The organism is Pseudoclavibacter sp. RFBI5 (assembly GCF_002931395.1).
Taxonomy (GTDB): domain Bacteria; phylum Actinomycetota; class Actinomycetes; order Actinomycetales; family Microbacteriaceae; genus Pseudoclavibacter.
The window spans coordinates 1,079,943-1,095,814 of record NZ_PSYA01000010.1 but is presented as its reverse complement, the minus strand read 5'-3'; the positions used below and the strand labels follow the sequence as shown (position 1 = coordinate 1,095,814).

Below are 15,872 nucleotides of genomic sequence, written 5' to 3'. Positions count from 1 at the left end.
AAGGAGCATCCTGTGGCCCTTATTGACGTCGTCCACGCCCGCGAGATCCTCGATTCCCGAGGCAACCCAACCGTCGAGGTCGAGGTTCTGCTCGATGACGGATCGACCGGCCGCGCGGCTGTGCCGTCCGGCGCATCCACCGGCGCCTTCGAAGCCTTCGAGCTGCGCGACGGCGACGCCGACCGCTACCTCGGCAAGGGCGTCCAGAAGGCCGTCGAGGCCGTCATCGACGAGATCGACCCCGCCATCGAGTTCTTCGACGCCAGCGACCAGCGTCTCGTCGACGAGGAGCTCAAGGAGCTCGACGGTACCCCCAACAAGAAGCGCCTCGGCGCGAACGCCATCCTCGGCGTGAGCCTCGCAGTCGCGAAGGCAGCAGCCGACTCGGCTGGCCTCCCGCTCTTCCGCTACGTCGGCGGCCCCAACGCTCACGTGCTCCCCGTGCCGATGATGAACATCATCAACGGTGGCGCGCACGCTGACAACGGCATCGACGTGCAGGAGTTCATGATCCTCCCCATCGGTGCAGAGACCTTCAGCGAGGCGCTTCGCTGGGGCACCGAGGTGTACCACCAGCTCAAGAAGACCCTTCACTCCAAGGGCTACGCAACGGGCCTCGGCGACGAGGGCGGCTTCGCCCCCGACCTGCCCAACACGCGTGCGGCACTCGACCTCATCGTCGAGGCCATCGGCGCGACGAAGTACGAGCTCGGCACCGACATCGTGCTCGGCATGGACGTCGCCTCGAGCGAGTTCTTCAAGGACGGCAAGTACCACTTCGAGGGTGCTGAGGTCTCGGCTGAGGAGATGACGTCCTTCTACGAGAAGCTCGTCGCCGACTACCCGATCGTCACGATCGAGGACCCGCTGGACGAGGACGACTGGTCCGGCTACCAGGCCCTCACGGCCGCCATCGGCGCCAAGGTGCAGATCGTCGGCGACGACCTGTTCGTCACCAACCCGGAGCGCCTCCAGCGCGGCATCACGGAGGGCGCAGCGAACTCGCTCCTCGTGAAGGTCAACCAGATCGGCACGCTCACCGAGACGCTCGACGCTGTCTCGCTCGCGCAGCGCGCCGGCTACACGGCCATCCTGTCGCACCGTTCGGGCGAGACCGAGGATGCGACGATCGCGCACCTCGCGGTCGCCACGAACTCCGGCCAGATCAAGACGGGTGCGCCTGCCCGCACCGACCGCGTCGCGAAGTACAACGAGCTCCTCCGCATCGAGGAAGAGCTCGGCGACGCAGCCGTCTACGCAGGCCGCAGCGCCTTCCCCCGCCACAAGGCATAGGGATTCGGGCCGGTCGACGCGGCTCACCGCCGCGCTGATCAATGCGACACACGAACGGGTCGGGGCAAGTCCCCGGCCCGTTCGGCATGATGGGAAGCCGACACGGGAGGGGGATGCGCATGGCGAAGTCGACGGGAAAGTCGAGCTCGGGCCGGAGCGGGGGAGCCGAATCGAAAGCCACGCCGCGCGCTCCGTCGAGGCCGAACGCGAACGCGAAGTCGAGCGGGAGCGCCAAGCCCAAGGGCGGCACCCCAGCCAAGGCTGCGGCGAAGGGCTCGTCGAAGTCCACCCCGTCGAAGGCCACCCCGTCGAAGGCCACCCCGTCGAAGGCCTCGCCCTCGAAGTCGAGGTCCCGCTCCAAGCCGTCGTCGTCGCCTCGCGCGCAGTCGTCGAGCGGGTCGTCGAAACAACGGCGTCGCATCCCGACCGTGCGCCCGAACGGCGCGACCGTGCTCGTGGCACTCGTCGTGATCCTCGGCATCGCGGTGCTGGCACCCACCGCGCAGCGCTACATCGCGCAGCGGCAGTACGTCGCGCAGCTGCAGGCCGAGCTGACCGAGACGCAGCAGAGCGTGGATGAGATCGCCACGGAACGCGACAGGTGGAGCGACCCCGCCTACATCCAGTCGCAGGCCCGCGGGCGCCTCTTGTTCGTCATGCCCGGCGACACGAGCTACCTCGTGCTCGACCCGCCCGCCACCAACAAGCAGCAGCAGAGCAACATCAGCACCGAGCTCCACGAGACGCAGGCCAGCTGGCTCGACAGCTTCGTCGAGTCGATGGTGACCGCCGGCACCGCGCCGGCACCCGCGCCCACCCCGGGCGACTAGCGCCACGAAGCACATCGAACCCCGCGGATCGTCACTCCAGCGCATCCGCCCGCAGAACCGAAAGCGACCAATGCTCGAGTACTCAGTAGCCAGCGAACGCGACCTCGAGGTCATGGGGGAGCAGCTCGGCCGCCCCATGCGGGGTGTCGTCGGGATCGGCGCCCGGTGCGTCTGCGGCAACCCGACAGTCGTCGTCACGCGCCCACGGCTGCCCGACGGCACGCCGTTCCCCACGCTCTACTACCTGTCTCATCCCGCCGCGACCATCGCGATGTCGCAGATCGAGGCGGAGCAGATCATGCCGGAGATGCAGCAGCGGTTGAGCGACGACGAGGAGTTCCGTGTCGCCTACCTGGCCGCACACGAGCGCTACCTCGCCGAACGCGAATCGCTCGAGGTCGTCGAGGAGATCGCCGGTGTCACCGCCGGCGGCATGCCCACGCGCGTGAAGTGCCTCCACGCCCTGGCCGCCCATTCGCTGGTCGCGGGGCCCGGAGTGAACCCCGTCGGAGACTGGGCGCTCGAGCTGTCCACCTGGTCTCCGAAGCGCTGCGTGTGCGCGAACCCGGGCGATGCACTCGCCCGTGACGCGCAGGAGTAGACTTGACAAGGTTTTCCTCGCCCAACCATCGCATGCAGGGAGTACAAGTACGTGACTAAGATTCTCATCGTTGGCGGAGGCTACGCCGGCTTCTACACGGCGTGGCAGCTCGAGAAGCAGCTGAACCCGGGCGAAGCCCAGGTCACAGTCGTCGATCCGCTGCCGTACATGACGTACCAGCCATTCCTCCCAGAGGTCATCAGCGGCAACATCGAGCCGCGTCACGCAGTCGTCTCGCTGCGTCGCCACCTCAAGCGCTCGCGCGTCATCACGGCTGAGGTCACGAACATCGACCACGCCACGAAGACGGCGACCATCACGCCCCAGATCGGCGAGCCGTACACGGTCAACTACGACATCATCGTGGTCACCGCCGGCGCCGTCTCGCGCACCTTCCCGATCCCCGGCATCGCCGACAACGCGATCGGCGTGAAGACGGTCGAAGAGGCCACGTGGATCCGCGACACGATGATCGACAACTTCAACAAGGCGTCGACCATGGCCCCGGGCCCGGAGCGCACGCGCCTCCTCACGTTCGTCGTCGTCGGCGGTGGCTTCGCCGGCATCGAGTCGTTCGCCGAGATGCGCTCGCTCGCGACCGCGCTGCTGGAGGACTACCCGTCGCTGCAGTTCGACGACGTGCACTTCCACCTCATCGAGGCTGCCGGGCGCATCATGCCCGAGGTGTCGGAAGACACCGCACTGTGGGTCATCAAGAACCTCGCGGAGCGCGGCGCGACGGTGCACCTCAACACGCAGGTCACCTCTGCGGTCGATGGCGTCGTCGAGACCTCGGCTGGCGACAAGTTCCCCACCGATGTCATCGTCTGGACCGCCGGTGTCATGGCAGCTCCGATCATCAAGAGCAACAGCGACCTCCCGGTCGACGAGCGCGGACGCCTCCGGGCACGCGCCGACCTCCGTGTCGAGGGCGACAACGGCATCGTCCAGGACGCCTGGGCGGCCGGCGACGTCTCGGCGGTCCCCGACCTCTCCGGTGGTGGAGTCGGCGGCTTCTGCGTGCCGAACGCCCAGCACGCGGTCCGTCAGGGCAAGCTCATGGCCTCCAACCTCGTGGCGACGCTCCGCGGCGGAACGCCGAAGGACTACTACCACGAGAACATGGGCGCGGTTGCCGGTCTCGGCATCGGCGTCGGCGCATTCCAGTCGGGCACCTTCGCCCTGACCGGTGTGCTCGCCTGGCTCGCCCACCGTGGCTACCACGACCTGGCGATCCCGACCGTCGAGCGCAAGATCCGCGTGCTCACCGGCTGGATCAACAACTTCGTGCTCGGCCGCGACTTCGTCTCGCTCAGCGCCCGCGAGACGCCTCGCGCCGGTTTCGAGCGGTTCGCTTCGCGTCCCCGCCCGGCAGCCCCCGAGGCCAAGGCGGATGCGCCGAAGAAGCTCCCCGCGTCGAGCGAGCACGGCGGCGACAAGGCTGCCGCCTCGACCGAGAAGCCTGCGGCGGACACCAGCGGCAAGACGGTGACCGAGAAGGTCGCCGCTGAAGCGGGATCGGCTGCTCCGAAGCCCGCCGCGCGCGCGGCCAAGGCGCCTGCTGGCGACAGCAAGTAGCTGACCTCGTCGGGGCCGTCACATCTTCGGATGCGGCGGCCCCGACGTGTACGCCCCACTAGCCCAATTGGCAGAGGCAGAAGACTTAAAATCTTTCCAGGTCAGGGTTCGAGTCCCTGGTGGGGCACCAAGAGACGACTCCGGCTCGCGTCGAGCTTCGCGCGCAACCGCCGCGTCCCTCACCTCGACGTCCTACCCGTCTGGTCGCTGTGGTGTGTCCGCGTTCGTGGCAGCTGCTGGGGCGCACTCGGCGCCGACCCGCGATACTGGCCGTATGCCGATTCTCAACAAGGACATGACCCTCTGCATCTCGCTCGCCGCGCGGCCGTCGAACCTGGGGACGCGGTTCCACAACTACCTCTACGAGGAGCTCGGTCTCAACTTCATCTACAAGGCCTTCACGACGGATGACATCGAGGGCGCGATCCGCGGTGTCACCGCGCTCGGCATCCGCGGATGCTCCGTCTCGATGCCCTTCAAGGAAGCCGTGATCGCGCTCGTCGACGAGCTCGACCCTTCCGCCCTGGCTATCGAGTCGGTCAACACGATCGTGAATGACGGCGGCAGGCTCATCGCGTCGAACACCGACTACGAGGCCATCGCCGAGCTCATCGCCGAGCACGACATCAGCTCGTCGCTGCCGGTGGTCGTGCGCGGCGCCGGTGGCATGGCGAAGGCCGTCGTCGCGGCGTTCCGGGACGCCGGCTTCGGCGATCTGACCGTCGTCGCGCGCAATGAGATCGCCGGCACCGCCCTCGCAGAGAAGTACGGGTACCGGTGGCAGCGCGCCGACCCCGAGCCAGGTGCCTTCGTGCTGGTCAATGTCACGCCCTTGGGCATGACCGGGGCAGACGAGGCCGTGCTGTCGTTCAGCGAGGAGCAGGTGGCCGCCGCTGCACTCGTGTTCGACGTCGTCGCCTTCCCGGCGGAGACCCCACTCATCAGGCTCGCACGAGCGCAGGGTGTTCCCGTGGTCACCGGTGCCGCTGTCGCCGCCCTGCAGGCGGCCAGGCAGTTCGAGAAGTACACGGGGGAGCGCATCACCGCCGAGCAGGTCGAGCGGGCGGCCGCCTTCTCTCGAGAGCTCTAGGCCGCTCGACGGGACCGGGGCGCCGCGGTCTCGGTGGCGAGCCAACCTGCTACGTGGCCGTGGCTGCTCGGCGCCCAACTCGTTCGGCGCGCTGGGCGCCGAGCATTGCGTGCACGATCATGTCCTCGTCGAGCAGCTCGGAGCGTCCCTCGAGCGCGGTCCTGCCGTTGGCGAGCACCACGACGCGGTGGCTCCACCTGAGCAGCTCGGTGAGATCTGTGCCCAGGAACACGACCGCCGTGCCGGTCTCGGCGAGGCTGTGGAGGAAGGTGAAGACGGCACGACGTGCGCCGACGTCGACGCCCTGCGTCGGGTGAGCGAGCACGAGCACCGTGCCGCCGCGCTCGACGGCACGGATGAACTCGGCTTTCTGCTGGTCTCCGCCCGAGAGCTCTGCGAGCGCGGTGTGGATGCTCGCGGTGTTGATGCGCAGTCGGTGCACGAGGTCGATCATCTTCCTCGCCCGCGAGATCTCCGCGCCGAGGGTCGCATCAGTCGCGCCGACGCCGTGGATGAGGCTCCGATCGGCGTCGAACCCCGGAACCGCGTCCGCGAGGAAGCTCACGCCGTGAGCTTCGGCGACGCCTGCCTCTGCCAGGTCGACAGGCTCCCCGAACAGCTCCACGTGGCCCTGCTGCGGGCGGGTCGCGCCACCGAGGATCTCGATGAGCTGACGGACGCCCGAGTCGTGCGTCCCCGTGACGCCAACGACCTCGCCCGGCCGCACGTGGAGATCGACGCCGTGCAGAAGGCGCCCGTCGCCGACGCCGAACGCGGCGAGCGCGGCACGGTGCGCATCCTCCCCGGAGCTCGCGAGGCTCGCTTCCGCGTCCGGCAGCTCGCCGATGAGCATGACCGTGAGCTCCTCGGCGCTGAGCCCGCCGATGGGGGTGTCGATGGCGATCGTGCCGTCACGGAGCAGGAGGACGCGGTCGACGATCGACTGCACCTCGTCCATGCGGTGCGTGATGTACAGGATGCTTCGGCCCTGCGAGGCGAGCTGCCGGAGCACTCGGTGCAGGAGCGCGATCTCGTGGTCCGCGAGCGTGACGGCCACCTCGTCGATCACGACGAGCTGCGCCTCCTCGGCGAGCATGCGAACGACCTCGACGAGCGCGCGACGACCCCGGTCGAGCTCATCGATCATCGCGTGAAGATCGAGTTCGGTGCTGGTCTGCTCGACGAGTTCCCGTGCGCGTTCGAGAACCGCCTCGTGCGACTCATCGGCCCGATAGGTGTTGCGGAAGAGCGCCTGCGCGACCGTCAGGCCCCTCGGCGGCTCCGCGTTCTGGGTGATCACTCCCACGCCGCAGGCCTGCGCCTCCGCGAGTGAGGCAGGCGCGTACGGCTCCTCGCCGAGAATCATGGTTCCGGATTCGAGCTGCTGGCGTCCGACGAGTGTGCTCACAAGCGTGCTCTTTCCTGCGCCGTTGACGCCGATGAGCCCGACGATCTGCCCCCGATACAGGGTGAGGTCGACCGCCCGGAGCACCTGTCGGTTGCCGTACGAAGTCGTTGCGCCGATCAGGTGCACAAGAGTTTCCATCGTTCCCCCTCGATAGATGTGCGAAGCTTGATTCCGAAAGCGAAACAGCTCCGCGTGTCTGCCCCCTCGCGGAGATCCGCGAACTCAGACGACTCGAATCTATACGAGATCGGCGCTCTGCATGGCCAGAGCACCGCTCGGGTGTGCGCTACTGTCGTTTCGGCTGCTATCTGCAGCTGATGCCGACACGTACAACGTCGGCCTGATGTTCACGCGCAGACACCTTTCTCGCCGGTCGATCGGATGAGGGAACCGGATCTACCTGCCGTGTGGACGACGGCCGACGTGACGGGGTGGCCGCTCCGTGAGCATGCAGGACCGCTCGCGTACGGTGCGCCGCTCGCAGATCGTTGTCTCGTCGGCATGGGGGAGTCGGATGCCTCATTCACTTCGACAGGGACGATGGTGCAGGACGACATCTGACCTGCAGGTCCGGGGTCGATGAGGCGGCGACACAAAAACAAGGGGGAGACAAGACATGAGTTCACTCGATGAGGCCATCAACCAGCTGCTGAGCATCGAAGGCGCGACGGGGGCCGCGATCGTCGACTACGCAAGCGGCATGGCGCTGGCGCAGGGCGGCAATCCGTCGTTCGATCTCGGCATCGCCGCCGCGGGCAACGCCAACGTCGTGCGCGCGAAGCTCAGCACGATGTCCGAGCTCGGCATCGCCGATGAGATCGACGACATCCTGATCACGCTGAGTTCGCAGTACCACCTCATCAACGTCCTCAACTCGCAGGGGTCGAGCGGTCTGTTCATCTATCTGGTGCTCAATCGCACGAGCGCCAACCTGGCCCTGGCTCGCCACAAGCTGAAGGTGGTTGCTGCGCAGATCGCGGTGTAACCGGCGTCGGTCGTGCCGGCGCGAGGGGTGGCCAGGACGGCGCCCCTCGTGTTGGCGAGTAGTTGTTGTACTTCGTACAGAATATGCAACACTGTCGTCATGATGCATGTGCTGACGCCGGGATTCGAGCCCACCACGGTCGACTACGCGGAGGCTCTCGCGCTCCAGCGGCGGCTGCACGCCGAGCGCGTTCGGGGAGACCGGGGCGACGCGCTTGTCCTCCTCGAGCACCCGAGCGTCTACACGGCGGGGCGCCTCACCAGGCGGAGCGAACGGCCCAGCGACGGCACGCCCGTCGTCGAGGTCGACCGCGGAGGGCGGCTGACCTGGCATGGGCCCGGCCAGCTCGTCGGCTATCCGATCGTCAAGCTGCCCGAGCCTATCGACGTCGTCGCACACGTCCGTCGCCTCGAGGCGGCCCTCATCGAGCTCGTCGCCGAGTTCGGCGTCGAGGGCGTGCAGGTCGACGGCCGTTCCGGCGTGTGGGTCGAGGACGACCACGGTGCTCGCAAGATCGCCGCGATCGGGGTCCGTGTCGTCGAAGGCTGCACGATGCACGGCTTCGCGCTCAACTGCTCCAACTCCCTCGAGCCCTTCAGCCGCATCGTGCCGTGCGGCATCGCAGACGCCGGAGTCACGTCCCTGAGCGCCGAGCTCGGGCGGTCGATCACCCCCGCGGAGGTTGCTCCGAGAGCGGCCGAACTACTCACCGCTCACCTCGGTGTCGACGCGGGAGTCGCAGCGTGACGATCAAGCCCGAGGGCCGCAAGCTGCTCCGCGTCGAGGCGCGGAACGCCCAGACACCCATTGAGCGCAAGCCGGAGTGGATCAAGACGAGAGCGAAGATGGGGCCGGAGTTCCGGCAGGTCTCGGAGCTCGTCAAGGCGGGCGGCCTGCACACCGTCTGCCAGGAGGCAGGCTGCCCGAACATCTACGAATGCTGGGAGGACAGGGAGGCCACGTTCCTCATCGGCGGTTCGCAGTGCACCCGTCGCTGCGACTTCTGCCAGATCGATACGGGCAAGCCTGCCGACTACGACACCGACGAGCCGCGCAGGGTGGCGGAGTCCGTCACGACCATGGGGCTGCGCTACGCGACCGTGACCGGAGTCGCCCGTGATGACCTGCCGGACGAGGGCGCCTGGCTGCACGCGGAGACGGTCCGGCGCATCCACGCCGAGAACCCGGGGACCGGTGTCGAGATCCTCGCGACGGACTTCTCCGGCAACCCTGCGCTTCTCGGAGAGGTCTTCTCCTCGAGGCCCGAGGTGTTCGCGCACAACGTGGAGACCGTGCCTCGCATCTTCAAGCGCATCCGCCCCGCCTTCAGATACGAGCGCTCGCTCGACGTCCTCACGCAGGCTAGGGCCGCGGGGCTCGTCACGAAGTCCAACCTGATCCTCGGCATGGGGGAGGAGCGCGATGAGATCGAGCAGGCGCTCGCCGACCTTCACGATGCGGGCTGCGACATCATCACGCTCACGCAGTATCTCCGGCCGAGCCCAAGGCACCTGCCCGTGGCGCGGTGGGTCAAGCCGCAGGAGTTCATCGCGCTCAAGGCCGTGGCCGAGGAGATCGGCTTCCTCGGGGTGCTCGCCGGCCCGCTCGTCCGCTCCTCCTACCGCGCCGGTCGACTCTGGGCACAGGCTGCTCGACGCCGCGGGATGCCCATCCCGCAGCATCTTCAGCACCTCGCGGACTCCGCATCCAGCGAATTCGCTCAAGCGGTGGGCTGACCCCGCCGTCTCGCAGTCGAGGCGGGTTACCATTCCGGCATGCTCGAAGTCTGGATCGCCGTCGGAGCCGTGCTCCTCATCGTCATCGCCGTAGTCGTCTACGTCGTCGCCACCAACCGCTCGCTCAAGCGCCTGAGCGCCCGCGTTGACGGAGCGTGGAGCGACATCACGACGCAACTGGCGGCCCGCGAGGAGCTGCTCCCGCAGCTCGAGACGCGTGTGCGCGGCCTCGCGACGCATGAGGACAAGGTCTTCGCGGCGTTCGAGGAGGCTCGAGCCGCGAGTTCGCGCGCGACGACACCCGAAGAGGTGAGCGCGGCCGAGAACCTCGTGCAGGGCTCGCTGCGCGGCGTGTTCGCCGCGGCAGAGGCATACCCGCAGCTCCAGTCCAGCCGCGAGTTCCTGCAGCTGCAGTCCGACCTCGTCGACGTGGAGAACCGCATCCAGGCGTCGCGTCGCTTCTACAACGGGGGAGTGCGCGAGTACAACACCAAGGTGAAGGTGTTCCCGAACAACCTCGTCGCGGGCCCGCTCCACTTCGAGCAGCGGACCTTCTTCGAGGTCGCCGACCGGGCTGCCATCTCGCAGCCCCCTCGGGTGCAGTTCTAATGGCATCGCAGCGTCCGCGGGCGCTCCTAGTATTGAGCCTATGACCGAACGCGACCTCGACGAGACTGCCGCCAAGGCGGCATCGCCGAGAACCGGCTCCACCCTGGCGCAGAACCCCACGCCAGCGCTCCGCAACGAGAGCGAGGACGAGCTCGTGCCCCGGGGGCTGCGCATCGGCGCGGCCTGGGCCTGGCGCACCGTGGCCATCCTGCTGGCCCTGATTCCCCTCGGGTGGCTCGTCGCACAGGCATCGATCCTCGTCATTCCGCTGCTCGTGGCCGCGCTCCTGGCGTCGCTGCTCGCACCGCTCATGAAGTGGCTCGTGGGTGTCGGCCTCCCGAGGTGGGCGGCGCTCATCCTGTCGCTCATCGTCCTGCTGGTCGCGATCGGCACGCTGATCAGCCTGGTCGTCAGCCAGTTCGCGCAAGGCTTCAACCTCGACCTGGGCAAGCTCGAGGCTCAGTACCAGCTGGCGCTGCAGTTCCTCAGAGACTCCCCGCTGCATGTCACCGAGGAGCAAGTCGACGCGGGACTCAGCGAGATCGTCGGCTGGGTGCAGTCGAACGTGAACTCCATCGCGTCCCAGGCGGTCTCGGTCGGCTCCAATGTCGTCGCCTTCCTCGCCGGCACGCTCGTCACCGCCTTCGCCCTGATCTTCTATCTCCTCGACGGCCGCAGCATCTGGCTCTTCATCGTGTCGATCTTCCCCAAGAAGGCGCGCGCCGCCATCGACGGTGCTGGCCAGCGGGGCTGGATCTCGGTCGGCCACTACGTGCGCGTCCAGGTGCTCGTCGCGCTCATCGACGCCGTCGGCATCTACCTCGGTGCCGTCATCCTGCAGGTGCCGTTCGCGTTGCCGATCGGCGTGATCGTCTTCCTCGCGTCGTTCGTCCCCTACATCGGCGCGATCTCGGCCGGCACGATCGCCGTCGCCGTGGCGCTGGCCTACAACGGCTTCCTCAATGCGCTCATCATGCTCATCGTCGTCGTCGCGGTCATGCAGATCGAGTCGCACATCCTGCAGCCGCTCATCATGGGCAGCGCCGTGAAACTGCACCCGCTCGCGGTGCTGCTGTCGGTGAGCGCAGGAACCATCTTCGGCGGCATCGCCGGCGCCGTCTTCGCCGTCCCCCTCGTCGCGGCAGGCAAGGTCATGGTCCAGTTCATCTCGCGTGGCACTTGGCGCGATGACCCCGACCCGACGAAGATCACGCAAACCCCCGTATCCAAGCGCGAGAAGGCCAAGCGCGAGAAGAAGGCAAGCACGGTATGACCGCTCCCACCATCACGCTGGAACAGATCGTCGCCGCACGTGAAATCGTGCGGCAGGTCATCTCCCAGACCCCCATCGACTCGGCACGGTTCCTGTCCGAGAAGCTCGGCTCTCCTGTGCTCCTCAAGTGCGAGAACATGCAGCGCACGGGCTCGTACAAGATCCGCGGGGCGACGTACCGCCTCTCGCGGCTGAGCGAGGAGCAGCGCTCGCGTGGAGTCGTGGCCGCCTCGGCCGGCAACCACGCGCAGGGCGTCGCCTTCGCGGCCCGCGAGCTCGGCATCAAGGCGACGATCTTCATGCCGGTCGGCGTTCCGCTGCCGAAGCTGCAGGCGACCCGCGGCTACGGTGCAGAGGTCGTCCTGACCGGCGTCAACGTGGCGGATGCGCTCGTCGCTGCCAAGCAGTTCGCCGTCGACACCGGGGCCGAGTTCATCCACCCGTACGACCACGCCGACATCATCACGGGCCAGGCCACCCTCGCGCTCGACATCCTCGAGCAGGCGCCCGACGTCGACACGATCATCGTGCCCATCGGCGGCGGCGGGCTCATCTCGGGCGTCAGCGTCGCGGCGAAGCTCCTCGGCGAGCAGCGCGGGCGGCCCATCCGCATCATCGGCGTGCAGGCGGCCAACTCTGCGCCGTTCCCCGTCTCGCTCGAGGCCGGCTACCCCGTGAAGATCCAGGCTCGCCCGACCATCGCCGACGGCATCGCCGTCGACATGCCCGGCGAGATCACCTTCGAGGTGGTCCGCAATCTCGTCGACGAGGTCGTCACCGTCTCGGAAGACGACATCTCGCGCGCCATCCTGCTCCTCGTCGAGCGGGCCAAGCTCGTGGCCGAGCCGGCAGGTGCGACCGCCGTCGCTGCCATCCTCGCGGACAAGATCAAGGACGCGGGCACCACGGTCGCCATCCTGTCCGGCGGCAACATCGACCCGCTCATGCTCGAGAAGGTGCTGAGCCGCGGCCTCGCCGCCTCTGACCGCTACCTGAAGCTCGTCATCGAGCTGCAGGACGTTCCCGGCCAGCTCGCGCTGATCGCGAAGACCATCAGCGAGGTGAACGCGAACGTGGTCGAGGTGCTGCACACTCGCCACAACAAGGGTCTGCAGGTGAGCCACGTCGAGCTTGAGGTGTCGGTCGAGACTCGAGGCACCGAGCACTCCCACCAGGTGATGGATGCGCTGCGTGCGCTCGGCTACCAGCCGCGGACGAGCAGGGACGCGTCCCCGCTTCCCTGATCGCGAGCACCCTCGCAGGAACGAGAAGAGGACCTCCCGCGGGAGGTCCTCTTCGTGTGAGTCCGAGTGCGTGGCCGCGTCGAACGACTACGGGTGGAAGGTCTCGACCTCGGTGATCTCGACGTCGATGGAGTTGCCGTTCGGCGCCTCGTAGCTCGTGGATGCGCCGATCGCGAGGCCGAGGATCGAGGCTCCGAGCGGGCTCTCGCCCGAGTAGACGCGCAGCTGGGTCTGAGACGCCATCTCGCGGCTGCCGAGGAGGAACTTCTGCTCCTTGCCGCCGATCTTCGCCGTCACGACGGTGCCCGTCTCGACGATGCCGGACGCTTCTGGCGCTTCGCGGACCTCGGAGTTCTTCAGCATCGTCTCGAGCTGGTTGATGCGGGCTTCGATCTTGCCCTGCTCGTCCTTCGCCGCGTGGTAGCCGGCGTTCTCCTTGAGGTCGCCGTCTTCGCGCGCCTCTTCGATGCGCTTGGCGATCTCTTCACGACCGTTCACAGCGAGCTCGTCGAGCTCCGCCTTGAGGCGGTCATACGTCTCCTGGGTGAGCCAGGTCACCGATGGGTTAGCCATGCTGGAACTCCTTGTGCAGCCGGATACGACCAAAGCCCTGACGCGAGTCAGGGCCTCTGGTGCCATTCTACGGCAACCAGCATTCCTTCACCAAAGCCGTGGTTCCTGCCTTCGTGGTGCGCACCTGCGCGTTGAGGACCTGCGAGGCCTCGTCGGTCGCGGGGACGTCGACGATGTCCCAGCCGACGACCGCCTGCTGCTCGTCGCGGATCTCGATCGCGCACGTCGCCTCGGTTCCGGCAGGGGCGGTGATGCGGTAGTCGAAGCTCACGTTCGCGTCGTCGACGATGGAGAAGCGCACCGTGTCGGCTCGGATCGCCGAGGAGGAGACGGGGCCGACCGTCGTCGTCGCCCAGAAAGCGACGACGGCGATGACGAAGATGCCGACGACCATCCAGATCCAGCGCTCCGGCTTCTTCTCCGAGCGAGGCGCGCGGGCGCCGTAGCGGTCGACGAGGTCAGCTGAGGTGGCGGCGGTGTCGGCGCGGGTCTCGCGTTCAGCTGACACGTGGATTCCTCTCGACTGAGGGCGGGCGCGGCCAGAAAGTGCGGGCCGCGCGAGATAGGCTCTCTGTCTAGGTTAACGTTCCCCGAGGAGACCAGTGACACTTCGACTGATGGCGGTCCACGCCCATCCCGACGACGAGTCCAGCAAGGGCGCCGCGACATACGCCGCGTACCGTGCCAAGGGCGCCGAGGTCATGGTGGTGAGCTGCACCGGAGGCGAGGCCGGCGACATCCTCAACCCGGGTCTCGAGTCCGTCTCGCACGCCCAGCGCGACCTGGCGGGACTCCGGCGCGTCGAGATGGCTGCCGCTCAGGAGTTCCTCGGCGTCGAGCACCGCTGGCTCGGGTACGTCGACTCCGGCATGGCCTCGGAGGACGGATCGCTGCCGCTGAACTCCTTCGCGAGCATCCCCCTCGACATCTCCGCGCGTCCGCTGCTGCGCCTGGTCAGGGAGTTCCGCCCGCACGTGCTCGTTACGTACGACGAGAACGGCGGCTACCCGCACCCCGACCACATCCGCACCCACGACATCTCGATGCGCGTGTGGCGGGAGTCGGGCCTCGCGACGCACCCCGAGCTGGGCTCGCCGTGGCGCATCTCGAAGCTGTACTACGACCGCACCATGAACGGGAAGCGGGCAGACAGCCTCCTGCAGCACATCAAGGCGCTCGACCCCGAGTCGCCGCTGCTCGAGCGCCTCGAGCAGATGCTCGCCTGGATGCGAGACAAGCCGAGCAACGTGACGACGCAGATCCAGATCGACGAGTTCTTCGACGCCCGCGACTCGGCGCTTCGCTCGCACGCGAGCCAGGTGGCGCCTGACAGCGGGTTCTTCGCGATTCCTCGCGACATCGAGGCCGCGGCGTACCCGTACGACGACTTCGAGCTCGTCGACTCCCGAGTGGATGCCCCGACGCCAGAGACCGACCTGTTCTCGGGCGTCGACGAACGCAACGACGACAAGCAGGGCGCTGCGGAGGCCTCCGAGTGATGCTGCTCGCCTCCGCCCAGTCCTGGGTGCTGTCGCTTGCGGCGACGGCGCCGACGCCTGGGGAGGAGCTGCCCTTCAACCCGGACGACGTGACGCCGGGCCCGCTCGGCTTCTTCGTCTTCATCTTCGTCGCCGTCGCGACCGGCCTCCTGGTGATGGACCTCATCCGCCGCACGAGTCGGGTGCAGGCGAGGGCTCGTATCCGCGAACAGCTGCAGGCCGAGATGGCAGCGAAGGAGGGCACGGTGTCCGAGGGCACCGAGAGCCCTCAGCTCGGCCAGGAGCCCGAGGAGCAGGCGGCGCCTGAGCATCGCGAGCCCGACCACGAACCCCCGGCGGCCAAGCCCTAGGCGAAGACCGGCGGGTCGATGCAGAGCAGCAGGATGCCCGTCCACTGGCTGAGGAACGCCAGCACCGTGAACACGTGGAACAGCTCGTGGAAGCCGAAGTGCCCCGGCCAGAAATTGGGGCGTTTGAGCGCGTAGAAGACGGCGCCGGCCGTGTAGAACAAGCCGCCGACGACGATGAGCACCACAGTGGCCACGTTCACGGCGGCGATGTCGCCGAGGTAGGCGACGGCAGCCCAGCCGAGCGCGATGTACAGGGCGACGTACAGCCACCGCGGGGCACCGATCCAGAACACGCGGAAGCAGATGCCAAGCAGCGCTGCGCCCCACACGATCGCGAACAGCGGCCACCCCTTCTCCGGCGGCAGCGCGACCAGCGCTATGGGCGCGTAGGTCCCAGAGATGAGCAGGAAGATGTTCGCGTGGTCGAACCGCTTGAGGGCGACACGCGTCTTCTCGCTCCAGTTGAAGCGGTGGTAGAGGGCGGAGATGCCGAAGAGCAGCCAGGAGCAGATCGCGTAGAGCGCGCAGGCCAGCTTGGCGGTCGTGCCCTCGGCGAGCACGATGAGCACGATCCCCGCCGCGATCGAGACGGGAAGCGTGCCGGCGTGCACCCAGCCGCGCCACGATGGCTTCGCCTCCGCGACGCTCGCGCCCGATTCAGCTTCGAGCAGGGGCAAGTGCACGGTGGGCTCCTGGCCCGAGTCGAGTTCCGAATCCGCGTGATGTTCTGAAGCCACCCTCGCACTCTACGCGGCCCCGTGCACGTGCATCTGACCCGTGGTCCGGTACGTTGTTCGAACCAT

The 15,872-nt window shown here is 67.7% G+C and carries 17 protein-coding genes and 1 tRNA gene; 14 read left to right on the top strand and 4 right to left on the bottom strand.

Translation table 11 applies throughout. From position 1 onward, the window contains the following. Positions 1-12 precede the first annotated feature (12 nt). The 6 genes from eno to C5E06_RS12005 all read left to right on the top strand — a co-directional run bounded on the left by eno (position 13) and on the right by C5E06_RS12005 (position 5,392). Positions 13-1,293: a phosphopyruvate hydratase gene (gene eno / locus C5E06_RS12035; RefSeq protein WP_104241653.1), complete on the top strand. Its 1,281-nt coding sequence runs from the start codon at positions 13-15 to the stop codon at positions 1,291-1,293. A 119-nt stretch (positions 1,294-1,412) separates the two neighbouring features. Further along, entirely contained in the window at positions 1,413-2,123 is a 711-nt protein-coding gene (locus tag C5E06_RS12030; protein WP_146081379.1) for a septum formation initiator family protein, read from the top strand. Positions 2,124-2,193: 70 nt separating this feature from the next. Then, entirely contained in the window at positions 2,194-2,724 is a 531-nt protein-coding gene (locus C5E06_RS12025) for a DUF501 domain-containing protein (protein WP_258063141.1), read from the top strand. A gap of 51 nt (positions 2,725-2,775) precedes the next feature. Beyond that, positions 2,776-4,302, top strand: coding sequence for an NAD(P)/FAD-dependent oxidoreductase (locus C5E06_RS12020; protein ID WP_104241651.1), 1,527 nt, complete (start codon positions 2,776-2,778; stop codon positions 4,300-4,302). Positions 4,303-4,354: 52 nt separating this feature from the next. Further along, positions 4,355-4,432, top strand: a tRNA-Leu gene (locus C5E06_RS12015). 144 nt (positions 4,433-4,576) lie between these two features. Next, the gene (locus C5E06_RS12005) at positions 4,577-5,392 is read left to right on the top strand and encodes a shikimate 5-dehydrogenase (protein WP_104306981.1); all 816 of its coding nucleotides are present in this window, start codon (positions 4,577-4,579) and stop codon (positions 5,390-5,392) included. Between the two features lie 49 nt (positions 5,393-5,441). On the opposite strand, the gene C5E06_RS12000 is transcribed toward C5E06_RS12005, so the two are convergent. Beyond that, positions 5,442-6,938, bottom strand: coding sequence for an ATP-binding cassette domain-containing protein (locus C5E06_RS12000; protein ID WP_104241649.1), 1,497 nt, complete (start codon positions 6,936-6,938; stop codon positions 5,442-5,444). A gap of 478 nt (positions 6,939-7,416) precedes the next feature. Between C5E06_RS12000 and C5E06_RS11995 the strand changes: the two genes are divergently transcribed. The 6 genes from C5E06_RS11995 to ilvA all read left to right on the top strand — a co-directional run bounded on the left by C5E06_RS11995 (position 7,417) and on the right by ilvA (position 12,647). Beyond that, on the top strand, positions 7,417-7,785 hold the full coding sequence (locus tag C5E06_RS11995; RefSeq protein ID WP_104241648.1) for a hypothetical protein: 369 nt from the start codon (positions 7,417-7,419) through the stop codon (positions 7,783-7,785). 99 nt (positions 7,786-7,884) lie between these two features. After that, the gene (lipB, locus tag C5E06_RS11990; RefSeq protein WP_104298526.1) at positions 7,885-8,532 is read left to right on the top strand and encodes a lipoyl(octanoyl) transferase LipB; all 648 of its coding nucleotides are present in this window, start codon (positions 7,885-7,887) and stop codon (positions 8,530-8,532) included. Then, positions 8,529-9,521 carry a lipoyl synthase gene (gene lipA / locus C5E06_RS11985; protein ID WP_104241646.1) on the top strand — a complete coding sequence of 331 codons (993 nt, stop codon included), beginning with the start codon at positions 8,529-8,531 and terminating at the stop codon, positions 9,519-9,521. Before lipB ends, lipA begins: the two co-directional genes overlap by 4 nt. 39 nt (positions 9,522-9,560) lie before the next feature. Next, positions 9,561-10,130 (top strand): LemA family protein, encoded by a 570-nt coding sequence (locus C5E06_RS11980; protein WP_104241645.1) that lies wholly within the window; start codon positions 9,561-9,563, stop codon positions 10,128-10,130. Positions 10,131-10,170: 40 nt separating this feature from the next. Continuing rightward, positions 10,171-11,403 (top strand): AI-2E family transporter, encoded by a 1,233-nt coding sequence (locus C5E06_RS11975; RefSeq protein ID WP_104241644.1) that lies wholly within the window; start codon positions 10,171-10,173, stop codon positions 11,401-11,403. Further along, positions 11,400-12,647: a threonine ammonia-lyase gene (gene ilvA, locus C5E06_RS11970; protein ID WP_104241643.1), complete on the top strand. Its 1,248-nt coding sequence runs from the start codon at positions 11,400-11,402 to the stop codon at positions 12,645-12,647. The genes C5E06_RS11975 and ilvA overlap by 4 nt, the downstream gene beginning before the upstream one ends. Before the next feature lie 87 nt (positions 12,648-12,734). Here the strand turns inward: ilvA and greA are convergent, their stop codons facing one another. Next, on the bottom strand, positions 12,735-13,220 hold the full coding sequence (greA, locus tag C5E06_RS11965; protein WP_104241642.1) for a transcription elongation factor GreA: 486 nt from the start codon (positions 13,218-13,220) through the stop codon (positions 12,735-12,737). Between the two features lie 67 nt (positions 13,221-13,287). Then, positions 13,288-13,728 (bottom strand): DUF4307 domain-containing protein, encoded by a 441-nt coding sequence (locus C5E06_RS11960; protein ID WP_104241641.1) that lies wholly within the window; start codon positions 13,726-13,728, stop codon positions 13,288-13,290. 109 nt (positions 13,729-13,837) lie between these two features. On the opposite strand from C5E06_RS11960, the gene mca reads away from it, so the two are divergent. Together mca and C5E06_RS11950 are read left to right on the top strand one after the other, a co-directional pair. Beyond that, the gene (mca, locus tag C5E06_RS11955; RefSeq protein ID WP_104241640.1) at positions 13,838-14,719 is read left to right on the top strand and encodes a mycothiol conjugate amidase Mca; all 882 of its coding nucleotides are present in this window, start codon (positions 13,838-13,840) and stop codon (positions 14,717-14,719) included. Beyond that, the gene (locus C5E06_RS11950; protein ID WP_181062965.1) at positions 14,716-15,069 is read left to right on the top strand and encodes a hypothetical protein; all 354 of its coding nucleotides are present in this window, start codon (positions 14,716-14,718) and stop codon (positions 15,067-15,069) included. The genes mca and C5E06_RS11950 overlap by 4 nt, the downstream gene beginning before the upstream one ends. On the opposite strand, the gene C5E06_RS11945 is transcribed toward C5E06_RS11950, so the two are convergent. Then, positions 15,066-15,806: a hemolysin III family protein gene (locus C5E06_RS11945; protein WP_258063140.1), complete on the bottom strand. Its 741-nt coding sequence runs from the start codon at positions 15,804-15,806 to the stop codon at positions 15,066-15,068. The genes C5E06_RS11950 and C5E06_RS11945 overlap by 4 nt on opposite strands. Between the last annotated feature and the right edge of the window lie 66 nt (positions 15,807-15,872).

What these genes read in the sequence shown, in the direction of transcription:
- C5E06_RS12030 (WP_146081379.1), top strand. Translation starts at nt 1,413, where the DNA reads ATGGCGAAGTCGACGGGAAAGTCGAGCTCGGGCCGGAGCGGGGGAGCC.
- C5E06_RS12025 (WP_258063141.1), top strand. Translation starts at nt 2,194, where the DNA reads ATGCTCGAGTACTCAGTAGCCAGCGAACGCGACCTCGAGGTCATGGGG.
- C5E06_RS12005 (WP_104306981.1), top strand. Translation starts at nt 4,577, where the DNA reads ATGCCGATTCTCAACAAGGACATGACCCTCTGCATCTCGCTCGCCGCG.
- C5E06_RS12000 (WP_104241649.1), bottom strand. Translation starts at nt 6,938, where the DNA reads ATGGAAACTCTTGTGCACCTGATCGGCGCAACGACTTCGTACGGCAAC.
- C5E06_RS11995 (WP_104241648.1), top strand. Translation starts at nt 7,417, where the DNA reads ATGAGTTCACTCGATGAGGCCATCAACCAGCTGCTGAGCATCGAAGGC.
- lipB (WP_104298526.1), top strand. Translation starts at nt 7,885, where the DNA reads ATGATGCATGTGCTGACGCCGGGATTCGAGCCCACCACGGTCGACTAC.
- C5E06_RS11980 (WP_104241645.1), top strand. Translation starts at nt 9,561, where the DNA reads ATGCTCGAAGTCTGGATCGCCGTCGGAGCCGTGCTCCTCATCGTCATC.
- C5E06_RS11975 (WP_104241644.1), top strand. Translation starts at nt 10,171, where the DNA reads ATGACCGAACGCGACCTCGACGAGACTGCCGCCAAGGCGGCATCGCCG.
- ilvA (WP_104241643.1), top strand. Translation starts at nt 11,400, where the DNA reads ATGACCGCTCCCACCATCACGCTGGAACAGATCGTCGCCGCACGTGAA.
- greA (WP_104241642.1), bottom strand. Translation starts at nt 13,220, where the DNA reads ATGGCTAACCCATCGGTGACCTGGCTCACCCAGGAGACGTATGACCGC.
- mca (WP_104241640.1), top strand. Translation starts at nt 13,838, where the DNA reads ATGGCGGTCCACGCCCATCCCGACGACGAGTCCAGCAAGGGCGCCGCG.